Annotated in this window: 16 protein-coding genes; 13 read left to right on the top strand and 3 right to left on the bottom strand. The window is 66.0% G+C overall.

The window, feature by feature from the left end; genetic code table 11:
• Positions 1 to 30 precede the first annotated feature (30 nt).
• Positions 31 to 840, bottom strand: a complete 810-nt coding sequence (locus IEY49_RS09030) for a hypothetical protein (protein ID WP_189007056.1) — start codon at positions 838 to 840, stop codon at positions 31 to 33.
• A gap of 92 nt (positions 841 to 932) precedes the next feature.
• A complete protein-coding gene (locus IEY49_RS09035) occupies positions 933 to 1,136 on the bottom strand; it encodes a hypothetical protein (RefSeq protein WP_189007059.1) in 204 nt (67 codons plus the stop codon).
• Between the two features lie 310 nt (positions 1,137 to 1,446).
• Between IEY49_RS09035 and IEY49_RS21660 the strand changes: the two genes are divergently transcribed.
• The 6 genes from IEY49_RS21660 (at position 1,447) to IEY49_RS09060 (ending at position 5,964) form a co-directional block, all read left to right on the top strand.
• Positions 1,447 to 1,581: a hypothetical protein gene (locus tag IEY49_RS21660; RefSeq protein WP_268239023.1), complete on the top strand. Its 135-nt coding sequence runs from the start codon at positions 1,447 to 1,449 to the stop codon at positions 1,579 to 1,581.
• A 12-nt stretch (positions 1,582 to 1,593) separates the two neighbouring features.
• Complete coding sequence (locus tag IEY49_RS09040; RefSeq protein ID WP_189007074.1) at positions 1,594 to 2,469, top strand: RIO1 family regulatory kinase/ATPase domain-containing protein; 876 nt, start codon at positions 1,594 to 1,596, stop codon at positions 2,467 to 2,469.
• 31 nt (positions 2,470 to 2,500) lie between these two features.
• Positions 2,501 to 2,893 carry a VOC family protein gene (locus IEY49_RS09045; protein ID WP_189007089.1) on the top strand — a complete coding sequence of 131 codons (393 nt, stop codon included), beginning with the start codon at positions 2,501 to 2,503 and terminating at the stop codon, positions 2,891 to 2,893.
• A 96-nt stretch (positions 2,894 to 2,989) separates the two neighbouring features.
• Positions 2,990 to 3,841 carry an HpcH/HpaI aldolase/citrate lyase family protein gene (locus IEY49_RS09050; RefSeq protein ID WP_189007092.1) on the top strand — a complete coding sequence of 284 codons (852 nt, stop codon included), beginning with the start codon at positions 2,990 to 2,992 and terminating at the stop codon, positions 3,839 to 3,841.
• Positions 3,842 to 3,872: 31 nt separating this feature from the next.
• The gene (locus tag IEY49_RS09055) at positions 3,873 to 4,997 is read left to right on the top strand and encodes a carbohydrate kinase (RefSeq protein WP_189007094.1); all 1,125 of its coding nucleotides are present in this window, start codon (positions 3,873 to 3,875) and stop codon (positions 4,995 to 4,997) included.
• Between the two features lie 28 nt (positions 4,998 to 5,025).
• A complete protein-coding gene (locus tag IEY49_RS09060) occupies positions 5,026 to 5,964 on the top strand; it encodes a pseudouridine-5'-phosphate glycosidase (RefSeq protein WP_189007097.1) in 939 nt (312 codons plus the stop codon).
• 148 nt (positions 5,965 to 6,112) lie between these two features.
• Here IEY49_RS09060 and IEY49_RS09065 read toward each other — a convergent pair whose 3' ends face one another.
• Complete coding sequence (locus tag IEY49_RS09065) at positions 6,113 to 7,159, bottom strand: bifunctional nicotinamide-nucleotide adenylyltransferase/Nudix hydroxylase (RefSeq protein ID WP_189007100.1); 1,047 nt, start codon at positions 7,157 to 7,159, stop codon at positions 6,113 to 6,115.
• A gap of 118 nt (positions 7,160 to 7,277) precedes the next feature.
• Here IEY49_RS09065 and IEY49_RS09070 point away from each other — a divergent pair, with 118 nt between their 5' ends.
• From IEY49_RS09070 to IEY49_RS09100, 7 genes are all read left to right on the top strand, one after another.
• Entirely contained in the window at positions 7,278 to 7,769 is a 492-nt protein-coding gene (locus tag IEY49_RS09070) for a type III secretion system chaperone family protein (RefSeq protein WP_189007102.1), read from the top strand.
• An 84-nt stretch (positions 7,770 to 7,853) separates the two neighbouring features.
• Positions 7,854 to 8,750 carry a DUF1206 domain-containing protein gene (locus IEY49_RS09075; RefSeq protein WP_229780717.1) on the top strand — a complete coding sequence of 299 codons (897 nt, stop codon included), beginning with the start codon at positions 7,854 to 7,856 and terminating at the stop codon, positions 8,748 to 8,750.
• On the top strand, positions 8,747 to 9,151 hold the full coding sequence (locus tag IEY49_RS09080; protein ID WP_189007105.1) for a methylglyoxal synthase: 405 nt from the start codon (positions 8,747 to 8,749) through the stop codon (positions 9,149 to 9,151). The genes IEY49_RS09075 and IEY49_RS09080 overlap by 4 nt, the downstream gene beginning before the upstream one ends.
• 166 nt (positions 9,152 to 9,317) lie before the next feature.
• Positions 9,318 to 10,376, top strand: coding sequence for a PP2C family protein-serine/threonine phosphatase (locus IEY49_RS09085; RefSeq protein ID WP_189007108.1), 1,059 nt, complete (start codon positions 9,318 to 9,320; stop codon positions 10,374 to 10,376).
• Positions 10,377 to 10,511: 135 nt separating this feature from the next.
• Positions 10,512 to 10,889: a RidA family protein gene (locus IEY49_RS09090; protein ID WP_189007110.1), complete on the top strand. Its 378-nt coding sequence runs from the start codon at positions 10,512 to 10,514 to the stop codon at positions 10,887 to 10,889.
• A 102-nt stretch (positions 10,890 to 10,991) separates the two neighbouring features.
• A complete protein-coding gene (locus tag IEY49_RS09095; RefSeq protein WP_373291881.1) occupies positions 10,992 to 11,852 on the top strand; it encodes a PSP1 domain-containing protein in 861 nt (286 codons plus the stop codon).
• Between the two features lie 67 nt (positions 11,853 to 11,919).
• Positions 11,920 to 13,629 (top strand): M3 family oligoendopeptidase, encoded by a 1,710-nt coding sequence (locus tag IEY49_RS09100; protein WP_189007113.1) that lies wholly within the window; start codon positions 11,920 to 11,922, stop codon positions 13,627 to 13,629.
• Positions 13,630 to 13,738: the final 109 nt, after the last annotated feature.

The following is a 13,738-nucleotide window of genomic DNA, read 5'->3' on the forward strand; positions in this document are numbered from 1 at the left end:
TCGCCCGGCCTTCAGAAAACAGATGGAGGGTTATTCCTCGTCGGTGCGCTTGTTGCCCCAGCCACGATCGGCCCGGGCGCGGGGACGGAAGCCGCTATCACCCGCACCAGCGTCGGTGTCACGGGGACGGAACTCGCGGTCCTGGAACCCACCCTGAGGAGCGGGACGGTCACCCCGGTCCTCGCGGGGACGGAAGCCGCCTCCGCCGCCCTGACGGTCGCCGCCACCGAAGCCACGGTCGCCGCCGCCACGGTAGCCGCCACGGTCACCGCCGCCGCTGCGGTCCTGGAAGCCGCCACGGTCCTCGCGGGGACGGAAGCCGCCTCCGCCACCCTGACGGTCGCCGCCACCGAAGCCACGGTCGCCGCCGCCACGGTAGCCGCCACGGTCACCGCCGCCGCTGCGGTCCTGGAAGCCGCCACGGTCTTCGCGGGGACGGAAGCCGCCTCCGCCGCCCTGACGGTCACCGCCACCGAAGCCACGGTCGCCACCAGTGCTGCGCTCGCCACCACGGAAGCCGCCGGTCTGCCCCTGGCTCTCGCGCATTTCACGCATCTCACGGCGCAGGCCGCGGATTTCCTTGCCCTGGGCTTCGAGCATCTCTTTCATCTCGCCCAGCAGGGCCAGCAGATCATCGGCATCGATAAACTCGTCCTCGAGTTCCTCGCCGTCGTCTTCAGCGCTCACTGCGGCGCTGGCACCCATTCCGGTCTCGGTACCGGCTTCTTCAGCGTCAAGCACGGGGTCCTCGTCGGGTTCACCCTGCAGCTGAGGAATAATGTCGCGCAGCTCTTCGGGCGTCTGCTCCGTCTGGGCGCGTTGTTCATGGTTGTCGGTCATGGTGCTCTCCTTTTCCGCGCACGGCGCGGGCGTACCCCCGAGTCTACCACCGACCTTCTGAACCCGGAGGTTACGGATGACTCATGGCGGACTCAGCGCCGGAACCAGCTCAGCAGCAGACGGCGGACAAGAAACCAGACCACCACACCCAGTCCTGCTCCCGCAAGCAGCGCCAGCACCACGTTCAGAGCCGCCCCCAGCCACAGCGCCACGAAGGCAAACACGCCCACCCCCGTGGCGATCAGCGTGGCAAGCCGGCGGGCATTGTCATCCGGGGTCCAGGAATCCAGATCCATGGGTGCAGTGTGGCAGCAATGCCCGGATTCGTGCACGTATGAAAGGGCCGTCTTGACCGTCTGAGGTGCTGGCGACACGACTCGGGCTGACAACCGCATCGAGGCGCCTGGGCCGCTGCATGGCACTGAAAGGACTGCGCAGCACTATGCGTCTGCACCTGGCAGCTGAAGGCACAGGCCCATCCTGGCGAAACAAGCCCGTGACACCGGCTAATAGGAGACAGTTCCGGCCACTAAGCCGGCTGGCTTAGTGACCAGTGCCCTATTGGCCTGCTACCGTACATGCACACCAACGAAGGAGGTGCTGCATATGACCGAAATCATCAACGTCCGTCTGACCGTGACTGCAAGAGGCTTCGAGAACGGCTCCAACAAGGAGAATGATTTTGCACCAGTCGCAGCGCCCACCTTCGGGCCTGATCCGAGTTCCACACCAGCACCCTGACCGGGGGATCTCTTGAGTGCCCACTGGCTCGATGACGAGCAGTGGAACGGGGGCGAGCAGCGCCTTCGCCGCAAGAGGCACAAACCACAGGGCCGCCGCCGTCTGGCCGACCTGACCGCCGAACCCGGTGCAGATCAGGGTGACGACATCATCCGCCGCCTGATGCATCTGGGCCACCTCACCGAAGTGGTGGCCGAGCTCAAGAGCGGGAAGGAAGCCACCGCCTACGTCGCACGCGGTACTCGCGGCACCGTGCTGCTCAAGATCTACCGCGACCTGCAGGCCCGCAGTTTCAAGAATGACAGCGTTTACCGCGAGGGTCAGGTGATCCTGGATCGCCGCGCGGCCAAGGCCATGGAACAGCGGACCCGCCGCGGACTGGACATGCTGCAGTCGGACTGGGTCCTGGCCGAGTACGCCCACCTGTGGACCCTGTGGCACGCCGGGCTGAATGTTCCTGAACCGCTGGCCGGTCCCTATCCAATTGATTACGCCGAAACCGTCCCGGCTGTGCTGATGCGCCTGATCGGCACCGAGGACCACGTGGCCCCGCGTCTGAGCGACGTCAAGCTGAGCCCTGAGCAGGCGCAGTCGGCCTGGACGCAGGCCCTGAGCGGTATGGCCGACCTGCTGCGGCTGGGTTTTGTCCACGGCGACTACAGCACCTACAACCTTCTCTGGTGGGAGGACACCGTGACCATCATCGATTTTCCACAACTTGCCACCCGGCAGAATCCCAATTTCCAGGCGTTGCTGCGCCGCGACGCCGAGAGTCTGGCGACCAGCTTCCGCAAGCACGGCCTGCAGATCAGTGGAGACCAGACCCTGCGTGACGTGCAGCGCCGCGCCCTGGGCCCCGCGCCCACACCACGGGTGACACTGCCATGAAGCGGCCGCTGCACCACCGCTAGAGTGCGGCATGCTGCGCGCCCTGGAAACCTGCCTGTACGCCGATGACCTTGCCCTGGCCGAGCCCTTCTATACGGAGGTGCTCGGCCTGACGCTGCACAGCAGGGTTCCTGGGCGTCACCTGTTCTACCGGCTGCAGGGAAGCATGCTGCTGATCTTCAATCCGGCGGCCAGTGTCCAGGCCGGCGAGGTGCCGTCTCATGGGGGCACAGCCGGAGGGCATGCCTGCCTTGCCATCGCCCGGGACCAGACCGACGCCTGGGAGGCCCGCCTGAAATCGCACGGCCTGGAGGTGACACGCTACGCCTGGGGAGACCGGGGCGAAAGCCTGTACTTCCATGATCCCGCCGGCAATGTTCTGGAACTGGCCCCGGCAAGCATCTGGGGAATACTGGACGCATGAGCCGTCCCCTGAAATTTCTGCTGGCGCTGCTGCCGTTTTTGCTGGTCTCGAGCGCCGCCCAGCGCCGGCGTTCTCGCTGCGGTCTGGAGACCAACGATGGGCGCTAAGCCGCTGCGGTCGATGCTCTATGTGCCGGGTGACAAGCCCCGCGCCATCGAGAAGGCGCAGACACTGGGCGCCGACGCCGTGATTCTGGACCTGGAAGACGCCGTGGCCCCTGAGAAGAAAGCCGAGGCCCGGCACAACGTTCGTGAGGCGCTGCGGGGTGCCTGGCCCTGCCCGGTTCTGGTACGGGTCAACGGCCAGGGCTCCGAGTGGGAACACGAGGACCGGGAAATGGCCCTGCTCTCGGGTGTGGACGGCCTGGTGCTGCCGAAAGTGGAAGACGCGCGGCACGTTCATGCCCTGCAGCTGCGCGTGCCGTTGTGGGCCATGATCGAGACTCCGCAAGGGGTACTCGCAGCGCCCGAAATCGCGGCGGTACCGGGCGTGTCCGGGCTGCTAGCCGGAGCCAACGATCTGGCCCGTGCACTGCGTACCCGCCCGCATCCGGAGCGGCTGCCTCTGCTTCACGCTCTCTCAGCTGTGGTGCTGGCTGCACGGGCGCATGGAAAAATCCCGGTCGACGCCGTATTCAATGACATTCGCGACCCGCACGGGTTCGAGCAGGAATGTCGTCAGGGCCGCGCCCTGGGCTTTGCAGGCAAAACCGTGATTCACCCGGGACAGGTAGCGGCAGCCCATGCAGCGTACGGCGTCTCGGAGGCAGAAGCGCACAGCGCCCGAGACCTCCTGGCAGCGTGGGCAGTAGCCCGGGCTGAGGGCCGCAGCGTCGCCACCTACCAGGGGGCCCTGGTGGAGCAGATGCACGCCGACGAGGCACAGGAGCAACTTGAGCTGTGGGAAGCCTCGGTCAAGGACGCAGGAGCAGCCAACCCCCTTGCTTAATTGCAGAAAGCAGCTTTATCCTGCTTAAGCAATGGCCCTGACTGACCGCGAACAGCAACTCCTGAAACTGATTCAGGCGTCTCCGCTGTCCACCCCCGAGGATCTGGCCCGGCAGCTGGGCACGTCCCGGGCAGCCGTGAACGTGCATGTCAGCAGTCTGGTGCGCAAAGGGGCCTTGCTGGGGCGAGGTTACATCCTGCCCGACACGCAGGCAGCGCGCCGCGTCGTGGTGGTGGGCGGCGCGAACATGGATCTGAAGGCGCGCACCACGCAGTCGTGTGTACCGGGCACCAGCAACCCGGGAACCACGGCCCAGGCGCCCGGCGGAGTGGCCCGGAATGTCGCGGAGAACCTGGGCCGTCTGGGCGTGTCGGTCAGCCTGATCTCGGCGGTGGGCCGGGATGTCCTGGGTGACGCCCTTCTGCGCGAAACCGAGGCCGCAGGCGTCGAGGTGCGCGGCGTGCTCCGCGTACCTGACGAGCCTACAGGTACCTATACCGCCGTGCTGGACGAGACCGGCGAGCTCGTGGTGGCCGTGGCCGCCATGGGGGTAATGGACCGCCTGACTCCGTCTGCCCTGCGGGAACGGCGGGGGCTGCTGCGCGGCGCCTCGTGGCTCGTCGTGGACGGCAACCTCCGTCAGGACAGCCTGCTGCTGCTGCTGGAGCTGAGTGCCGAGGCCGGGGTGCAGGTGGCCTTCGAGCCTGTCAGTGTTCCCAAGGCGGCTCAGCTCCGGCCAGCCCTGGACGCCGGCCGGGCACCGGCCTTGATCACGCCGAATGTCACGGAACTGGGTGCCCTGCTGGAGCGCACCGTGTCCGATACCCCGGAGGACCTGCGCGCAGCGGCGCTCGAGTTGCACGGCCGTGGTGTGGAACTGGTCTGGGTGCGCCGCGGCGCACTTGGCAGCCTGGTCTCCACCACTGACGGCGCCGCGACATTGCCGGCCCTGCCTGCCGCCCTGCGCGACGTGACCGGAGCAGGAGACGCCATGCTGGCAGCTTTCCTGGCTGCACTGACTGAGGGACTCTCCCCCATCGAGGCAGCGCAGCACGGGCACGCCGCCGCCGCCCTGACCATCGAAAGCCCCTTCACGGTGGTACCGGACCTCAGCCCTGAACTGCTGCGCGCCCGCCTGAGCCCTCTACACCGATGAGCCCTCTACACCGAAAGGACACCCTGACATGACCCACGCTCCTTTAAGCCCTGACCTCGCTGCCCTGATGGACCTTCACCCCGATGTCGCCGCTGCCCTGCAGGCGGGGCAGCCGGTGGTGGCGCTGGAAAGCACCATCATCAGCCACGGCATGCCCTTTCCCCAGAATGTAGAGATGGCCCGCGGCGTCGAAGACGTGGTTCGTGCAAACGGCGCCACCCCGGCCACCATCGCGGTGCTGGGTGGCCGGCTCAAGGTCGGCCTGACTCCAGAGGAACTGCATCTGCTGGCAACCGACCCGAACGTGCAGAAAATCAGCACCCGTGACCTGCCGGTGACGGTGGCACTGGGCCAGCACGGGGCGACCACGGTGGCCTCCACCATGCGCATTGCCGCGCTGGCCGGCATCCGTGTCTTTGCCACTGGCGGCACGGGCGGCGTTCACCGCGGCGCCGGGCAGACCATGGACATCAGCGCCGACCTGCTGGAACTGGCCCGCACCGATGTCTGTGTGGTCAGCGCGGGCGTCAAGAGCATTCTGGATATCGGGCTGACGCTGGAGGTCCTGGAAACCCAGGGAGTTCCGGCGATCACGCTGGGCAACGAGGAATTCCCGGCCTTCTACTCCCGCTCCAGCGGGTTCAGGTCGCCCCTGACCGTGCAGGACGAGGCGCAGGTGGCCCGCGTACTGAAGGCGAAATGGGCCATGGGCTTATCCGGTGGCGTGCTGCTGGCCAACCCGGTCCCTCAGGAAAGCGAGATTCCGGCAGCCGAAATCACGCCGCATATCGAGCAGGCCCTGGCAGACATGGACGCGCTGGGCCTCACCGGCAAGGACACCACGCCTTACCTGCTGGGCCGGATCGTGGAGATTACGGGCGGCCGCAGCCTGGAGACCAACATTGCCCTGGTGCGCCACAACGCGGCTGTGGCAGCGCGGGTGGCTGCCGAATTTGCGCGGCTGTAAGGCAGCCTGAGCAGGAAGGGCTGGGTCTGACTCCAGGCTGTGGCACCTGCTCGTGATGGCCTGAGGCTCGGGGGTGGCCTCACTGCCACGCGACGCTGCGGGTCGCCGATCTTGCTTCAACAACGCTGGAGTCACTGCTCCTGGGCCTTCAACCCCGCATCAAAAAGTGCTCGATAATCGCGTGGTGGTCCTCGAAAAACAATTCGGGACTGCTCAGGGCATCACTCAGGGGAAGCCATAAGGCCTCGCTGGCGTCGCTGCCTCCGCTCAGGCGGGGCAGCTGACCAATGCCCAGGTCGAAGTGAAAGGCGTGCGTGACCGTGCGTCCACGCTGGCTGCGGTCCGGGTAGTCGAAGACCGCCTGTGATTTCAGGGCGGCAGGCAGAGAAGTGCCCTCGCCCAGCCCGGTTTCCTCGTGGACTTTGCGGATACAGCATTCCATCAGCGTCTCTTTCTGTTCCAGAAATCCTCCGGGCATGGCCAGCCGGCCGCGACCAGGCATCCCGCCGCGGCGCACCACCAGCACGTGCCCGCTGCGGGTCACGACCGCGTCTGTGGTGACGAATACCGGCGGGAAGGGAGCGTCCTTCCAGGCGGTCCGGTAATCTCTGAGGTGGTCGTATTCGACACGCAGTTCGGCGTATTCGGGGGTCTGGTGGAATCTCACGAGAAAGGCATGTACGGCCGGAGGCACCATGCCCAGAACGTCTTCCAGACGATCCTCAAAGTAGGCCCGGCGCACGTCCGTGGCACTCAGGGCACTCACCACGTGCGTGGGAATAAACTCCCAGGCGGGAAAGGAGCGCAGGTAGTAGCTGCTTTCATCTTTCAGGTGACCAATCAGGGCCACGTCCGTGCTTCCCCGGGTGTGGGCCTGGACTCCGGCCTGCACCTCGGACAGCCACAGGCTCTCGTTATAGAAATAGTCACGTACATGCACGAACAGCACGCGGCTTTTTGGCACGCCCGCTTCCAGCAGCATGGCCCAGATCAGATCCTGGCGCTCCTCGGCTGTGAAGGGGTTCTTGGTATTGCGCGCCGCACGCGCAGAGCCGATCACCACGATCAGCTTCTGAACGCTCTGCAGCGCTTCGAGCATAACAAGCAGATGCGCCTGATGCGGCGGTTCAAAGCGGCCTATGTACACACCGAAAGTACGTTTACGCCGGGTACCGCTGGACGACTGGACAACCATGGTCCTCACGATGGTTCGGTTTTATTCTGAGAATTATGAAAAACGTTGTCCCTTGGCACCTATCCTGCTTGAGATTCCGTGAAACTGGGCCCCGCACAAACCCGGTAAGGTAATCCTCATGACCAGAACGCTGCTCCTGGGCGCCACGCTGGGCCTGGCCTGTGTATCAGTTACAGAAGCAGGTGGCACGGGCGTTGCCCCAGCCGGCCTTCGCCTGCGCGCCGCCACTCCTGGCGCCGTGGCGGCCAGCCTCCGCGCGGCGGGTTACCATGTGACGCTCAATCCGGAGAAGCCTGGCCGCGACCCGGGGATGACTGTGCTGGCCGGTCCCCGTGAGCTGGACCTGTGGCTGAGTGGCTGCGTTCAGGGCGTGTGTCTGCGGGTCACCGCCAGTTCCTCCTGGGACTACCGGGGGCGCCAGGCTGCCCTGAGTTCAGCGCTGGTCAACAGCTGGAACAGCAACTATTACACCCAGGCGTACATCTACCGCAACCGTTACTTCCTGGATTCCAGCCAGATGCTGCGCGGGGGCTTCACCGACACCACGCTGCAGACCTGGATGAGTGAATATCTGGCCGACCTGCAGGAATTCGAGCAGCACCTGCCCTGAGCCGGCGGGGCAATTCAGTGGGTAAAGAGAAGGCGAACGCAGCCCGGAGATGACAGGGACGCGCGGGCTGCACACTGAAGGATCATGGCAGACCTCAAGCAGACGGGAAAAAGGATGGCACACGGGCTAGAAGCCGGCGTGCACAGGGCCGGCGCAGAGGTCAGTGGCGTGACGCATCAGGTGGCTCCTGGTCTGGAGGCCCTGGCCCGCTTCGGTTATGCCAGCAAGGGTCTGGTCTACGGCATGGTGGGCCTGCTGGCACTGAGTGTGGCCACGGGCCGCGGCGGCGCCACCACCGATTCGCAGGGCGCCCTGGTCCGGCTGCAGGACCTGCCGGGCGGGCCGGTATTGATGTGGCTGCTGGTAGTGGGCCTGATCGGCTATGCGATCTGGCAGCTGGTTCGCGCTTTCCTGGACCCGGAACAGCAGGGCAAGGAAGCCAAGGGCATTGTCAAGCGGGCAGGCTATTTCCTCAGCGGGGTGCTGAACCTGGGTCTGGCATTGTTTGCCGCACGTCTGGCCATGCGGGGCAGTGCCCCACGCAACCAGCAGAGCGAGGCCCAGGCGGCCGGAGACGTTCTGGCGCTGCCCGGAGGGCAGTGGTTGCTTGGACTTCTCGGCCTGGCACTCCTGGCGATTGCCGCCAACCAGCTGTACAGTGCGGCCGGTGCAAAGTTTATGAAGCGTATGAAGTTCAGCGGCGCAGCCGGGCACGGTGAAAAGCTCAAGCGAATCGGGCAGATAGGCGTGGGGGCGCGCGGAACCACCGTGGCCATCATCGGGGTCTTTCTGCTGATCGCCGCGTGGCGCAACAAGGCTGGCATGGTTCCGGGCGTCTCCGAGGTGTTGACCTGGCTGCGCGAGCAACCGGCAGGCAACTTCCTGCTGGGCGTCCTGGCCCTGGGTACGCTGTGTTACGGGGTGTGGTGTGGCGTGCAGGCCATGTACCGCCGTATCCGCGTGGAGGGCGGCGCGGCATGACCGGAGCTTCGGTCAAACGTCAGGTGGCGCTGATCGCCCACGACAAGAAAAAGCTCGAACTGGCTATGTTTGCGCTGACGCACCGCGAGACACTGGCCAACTTTCATCTGGTGGCCACCGGCACCACCGGCAGCGTGCTGCAAAAGCAGACCGGGCTGCAGGTCGAGCGGGTGCTGTCCGGTCCGTTGGGCGGCGACCAGCAGATCGGCGCGCGCCTGGCGGACGAAGCCGTGCTGGCGGTGTTCTTTTTCCGTGACCCTCTGACGGCGCAGCCGCATGAGCCTGATGTCTCGGCCCTGGTACGCCTGTGCGACGTCCACGACATCCCCCTGGCCACCAACCCGGCCAGCGCAGAAGCGCTGATGCTGTGGCTCAAAACCCAGATCGGGGCTGGCAGCTGAGCGCAGAGGTCAGCGGGCCTACTGTGCTGGCTGCTGCCCACGTAAGCCTCTGGAAAAGAGTACCGTGGGCCTCTTTCACGGGCTGCCGGGCTGGCCTCTTACTCCCAGTGCTGATTGAACCGGGTGAATTTATCGCGTCGCTGGGCCCGTGGCTTATATTGAACTCATGCGCGTTCCGGTAACGCCCGCTCTGAGCTTTGGTCTGTTAACAGACGTAGGGCGTCAGAGACAGGGCGGTGTCAACCAGGATGCGGCGCTGGCACTCGACCTACCTCACGGTGGTCTGTACGCGGTCGCAGACGGGATGGGCGGACACGCGGCTGGAGAACTGGCGGCGAATCTCGCGCTTGACGCCCTGGCGCAGCACTACGGCGAGGAGCGCGGCAATCCCCCGTCGCGCCTGATTGCAGCGGTGCAGGCCGCCAATTTGACCGTGCTGCGCCACGCGGTCGGGGAATACATGGGCATGGGCACTACCCTGCTGGCGGCGGTGATCGACCGGGGCGCCCTGCTCATCGCGCATGTTGGGGACTCGCGGGCATACTTGCTGCGCGATGGGACCCTGCACCGCCTGACGGAGGACCATTCCTGGGTGGCCGAACAGGTGCGCCTGGGCCTGCTGACCGAGGAGGAGGCCAGAACCCACCAGTGGCGCAGCGTGGTCAGCAACGCGCTGGGCGGCGAGGAGCGCGTTCGCCTGGAGCTCTTTGGGGTGCCGCTGCACAGCGGGGACCGCCTGCTGCTGTGCAGTGACGGCCTGAGCGGCGTGGTCAGCGAGGAGGATCTCATCACGCTGCTCAGCGGTGGCGCGCCCCAGGACACCGTGCGGCAACTGGTCAACGCCGCCAACGACGCTGGCGGGCCCGACAACATCACGGCGCTGATTGTGGATGTGCAGCGCGAGGCGCGCCTTCCCAACTACGAACTGCCGCCTCCCCGCACCGAGGGTCCGGTATATGCCGACATCCTGCTCAGCACCCAGCGGGGCAACAGCCTGGTGACCTATGTGCTGCTGATGCTGGCGTATTTCACGCTGTTGAGCGTGATCCTGGTCCCGGAACACCGTTCGCTGCTGGGCATCCTGGGCAGCGTGGTCATGATTCTGATCATGGCCGGGCAGCGGGTGACGCTGGCGCGTCAGGCCGAGCGCTACCTTGCCCGCCCGCGCGCCGTGCTGAACCGCGCCGTGGGCCGGCGCCCACCTGACGTGAAATCCCACCGCTAGGGTCAGAGGGGGTGGTGACAGGCCTTCCGGCGCCAGGTGTCTGGCCGCCGGAGGCATGTGAAACCAGCTATGCCGGGCCCGCCCTGCGCAGTCGCAAGCGGCAGCGGTCAGCCCCAGAACCGCTACCATGCACCCATGAAAGACATCGTGCAGACAGACAGCGCGCCGGCTGCCATCGGCCCGTACAGCCAGGCCGTCAGCTTCGGCAATCTGGTGATCACCAGTGGGCAGATTCCGCTGACCCTGGGTGGAGATCTGGTCGAGGGTGACATTGCCCAGCAGACCGAGCAGGTGATTGCCAACCTGAAGGCTGTCCTGGCCGCAGCGGGCACCGATCTGGCACGGGTGGTCAAGACCACCGTGTTCCTGGCCGACATGAACGAGTTTGCCGCCATGAATGCGGTGTACGAGCGGCACTTCCCCGCTCCGTACCCTGCCCGCAGCACCGTGCAGGTGGCCCGGCTTCCGCGTGACGTGCGGGTAGAAATTGAGGTTATAGCCGAGCGGCACTGAACAGTCTGCCCGCACCCCCGCTCCCGTCCCACCCAGGTGGGCGGGAGCGCTTTGTGTCATGGCTCTTGGCACGCGTCCGCCAGACATGACATTGTGCATAGCGTGTTCGTCCTGCCCATTCGATTCGAGCGGAGTCCGCGCCTGCACCCGATGCTGAGCGAGGTCCCGCATGTGGTCGGGACGAAAGTGGTCGTGCAGGGCAAGCGCGGCCCAGAGGTGGCCACCGTGCGCGGCGACCCGGGCGAGCGCAAGGCCCAGGAGCGCTACGGCATGGTGCTGCGCGCGGCCAGCCCCGAAGATCTGGCCCACTGGGAGGACCTGCACCGTCAGGGCGAGGATCTGAAGTGGCTGCTGCGTGCCCGGGCCCGTGAGCGTGGGCTCCCCGTGAAACTTGTGGCGGTTGAGTTCACCCTTGACGAGAGCCTCGTGACGGTGAGCTACAGCGCCGACGAGCGCATCGAGCTGACCAGCCTGATCGGGGAAGTGCGGGCCCACACCCGCGCGCGCGTGAACTTCGCTGCAGTAGGTCCCCGTGAGCAGGCCCAGATGATCGGAACCCTGGGGGCCTGTGGCCGCGAGAACTGCTCGAGCAACCACCTGCAGGACTTCGCGCCGGTCAGTATCCGCATGGCGCGCGACCAGCAGCTGCCCCTGAACCCGGAAAAGCTTTCGGGACCGTGCGGAAGACTGCTGTGCTGTCTGCAGTTCGAGCACACCCAGTACCTGGACCTGCTCAAGGATCTGCCGCGCAAGAACGCCAAGGTCTGTCATGAAGGCTCCGGGGCCTGCGGCAAGGTCACAAAGCTCCATCCGCTGAGCGGGACGGTGGACGTGCACACTGATCAGGGCACGCTGCTGGGGGTCCCGGCGGCCGACCTGCGCCGCGCCCCGGAAGAAGTCCGCGGGCCGCCCGAAAAGGGCGCGCGTCCGGCCCGCCGGGACCCCGGCCCCGGCGCGAGCTGACCCGGCCCTGGCCAGTGCGCCATCTGGCTTAGTTTTGCTCCGGGCGCCAGGGCTAGACTTGGCAGCGATGACGCAACTCGAAGCCGTAGAACGCAAGCTGCAGGTCACCGACACGCAGGGGCGCTGGGAAACCTATGCGCCCCGGTTTGCTGCCCTGCAGGAACAGGACCTTACCGCAGCCGACGTTCCGGGGTGGCTGGCCAAATGGAGCGTGCTGAGTGCCGAGCTCAACGATGCGGGCAGCAAGCTCTCGGTCCATGCTGACCTCCACACCGATGACGACGCGGCGCAGACCCGCTACCAGACCTTCCTGGCGCAGGTCATGCCCTCGGCGCAGAGGGCTGGCCACGCCCTGATCCAGAAACTGCTGGCGGTGCCGGATTACACTCCCCCATCCGACTTCGCCCTGAACTACCGGCGCTTCCGCGACGCCGCTGCCCTGTTCCGCGAGGCGAACGTGGACCTGGGAGTCACCCATGAGGCTCAGAAAAACCGTCACTCGGTCCTGACAGGCAACCAGAAGGTCATGCTGGGGGGCCAGGAACTGACCATTCCCCAGGCCAAGCAGCGCCTCGACAGCCCCGAGCGGGGTGAGCGTGAGGAAGCCTGGCATGCGCTGGCCGAAAGCAACCTGAAGGTCGCCGGTGATCTCGACCACGTGATGCTGGAGCTGATTGCCACCCGGCGGCAGCTGGCGCGCAACGCCGACGAGGCGAACTACCGGGACTTCCGCTGGAAGGAACTTGACCGGGTGGACTACACGCCCGCCGACTGCCGCGCGTTTCACGACGCCGTGCGGGACGAGGTCGTGCCACTGACCACCGAGCTGATGGGTGACATCGCGGCGCAGCTGGACCTGGACTGCGTCCGCCCCTGGGACTACAACCGCAACAACCTGCTTGACCCCCAGGGCCGCGAGAGCCTGCGGCCCTTCAAGACCGGCGAAGAGCTTGAAGAGCTTGCGCAGCGCGCCTTTGCCGGGCTGGACGAGGGCCTCGCCGCACGTTTTGGGCAGATGCGCCAGGGAGGGCTGCTCGACCTCGAATCCCGCCCCGGCAAGATGACCCACGCCTACTGCCAGTACTTCCCCACCACCAATGAACCGTTCGTGCTGATGAACGTGGTGGGCACCGCCGAGGACGTACGGGTGCTGTTTCATGAGGTCGGCCACGCCTTCCACGGCTTTTACAGCGGAGACGCGCAGCCACTGGTCTGGAACCGCTGGAGCCCCATCGAGTTCGTGGAGATTCCCAGCATGGCCATGGAATTCCTGACCCTGGACCACCTGAGCCACGCGTTGGGTGACGACGAACTAGCGCGCTACCGCGAGAAGCTGCTGCAGGGCGTGGTGACCTTTCTGCCCTGGGCGGCCCAGATGGACGCCTTCCAGCACTGGCTGTACGCCGAGGCCCCAGATGGGCTAACGGTGGCGGACCTGGACCGCAAATGGCTGGAACTGGACCAGACCTTCCATCCGTTTGTCGAGTGGGAAGGCCTGGACGAGCGCATCCGGGCCAAAGGCTGGCAGTATTACCACATCTTTCAGGTGCCCTTCTATTACATCGAGTACGCCATGTGCTACCTCGCGGCCGTCAGCATCTGGCGGGAGGCCAGAAATGACGCGGCCGGCGCGATGGAACGCTATAAGGCCAGCCTGCGCCTAGGGAGCGCATATCCGGTGCCGGAGCTGTACCGCGCTGCGGGCGCCGAATTCCGCTTCGACCGCGAGCACATCCGTGGCCTGATGGCGTTCCTGAAAGAGCAGCTGAAGGCCTAGACCATCTGGCGCGAGGCACGCCTGAAGCGTCACGACAGGTGAATGCCTCCTGCCTGGATGCAGCAGAGAGCCGCCGGTAGCAGGACTTTAAAGCAGGCCCATCTGGAGA

This window comes from Deinococcus malanensis (genome assembly GCF_014647655.1).
GTDB lineage: Bacteria > Deinococcota > Deinococci > Deinococcales > Deinococcaceae > Deinococcus > Deinococcus malanensis.

Coding starts and splice junctions, on each gene's coding strand:
- IEY49_RS09030 (WP_189007056.1), bottom strand. CDS start 840: ATGACCGACAACCATGAACAACGCGCCCAGACGGAGCAGACGCCCGAA.
- IEY49_RS09035 (WP_189007059.1), bottom strand. CDS start 1,136: ATGGATCTGGATTCCTGGACCCCGGATGACAATGCCCGCCGGCTTGCC.
- IEY49_RS21660 (WP_268239023.1), top strand. CDS start 1,447: ATGACCGAAATCATCAACGTCCGTCTGACCGTGACTGCAAGAGGCTTC.
- IEY49_RS09045 (WP_189007089.1), top strand. CDS start 2,501: ATGCTGCGCGCCCTGGAAACCTGCCTGTACGCCGATGACCTTGCCCTG.
- IEY49_RS09050 (WP_189007092.1), top strand. CDS start 2,990: ATGGGCGCTAAGCCGCTGCGGTCGATGCTCTATGTGCCGGGTGACAAG.
- IEY49_RS09055 (WP_189007094.1), top strand. CDS start 3,873: ATGGCCCTGACTGACCGCGAACAGCAACTCCTGAAACTGATTCAGGCG.
- IEY49_RS09060 (WP_189007097.1), top strand. CDS start 5,026: ATGACCCACGCTCCTTTAAGCCCTGACCTCGCTGCCCTGATGGACCTT.
- IEY49_RS09065 (WP_189007100.1), bottom strand. CDS start 7,159: ATGGTTGTCCAGTCGTCCAGCGGTACCCGGCGTAAACGTACTTTCGGT.
- IEY49_RS09070 (WP_189007102.1), top strand. CDS start 7,278: ATGACCAGAACGCTGCTCCTGGGCGCCACGCTGGGCCTGGCCTGTGTA.
- IEY49_RS09075 (WP_229780717.1), top strand. CDS start 7,854: ATGGCAGACCTCAAGCAGACGGGAAAAAGGATGGCACACGGGCTAGAA.
- IEY49_RS09080 (WP_189007105.1), top strand. CDS start 8,747: ATGACCGGAGCTTCGGTCAAACGTCAGGTGGCGCTGATCGCCCACGAC.
- IEY49_RS09085 (WP_189007108.1), top strand. CDS start 9,318: ATGCGCGTTCCGGTAACGCCCGCTCTGAGCTTTGGTCTGTTAACAGAC.
- IEY49_RS09090 (WP_189007110.1), top strand. CDS start 10,512: ATGAAAGACATCGTGCAGACAGACAGCGCGCCGGCTGCCATCGGCCCG.
- IEY49_RS09100 (WP_189007113.1), top strand. CDS start 11,920: ATGACGCAACTCGAAGCCGTAGAACGCAAGCTGCAGGTCACCGACACG.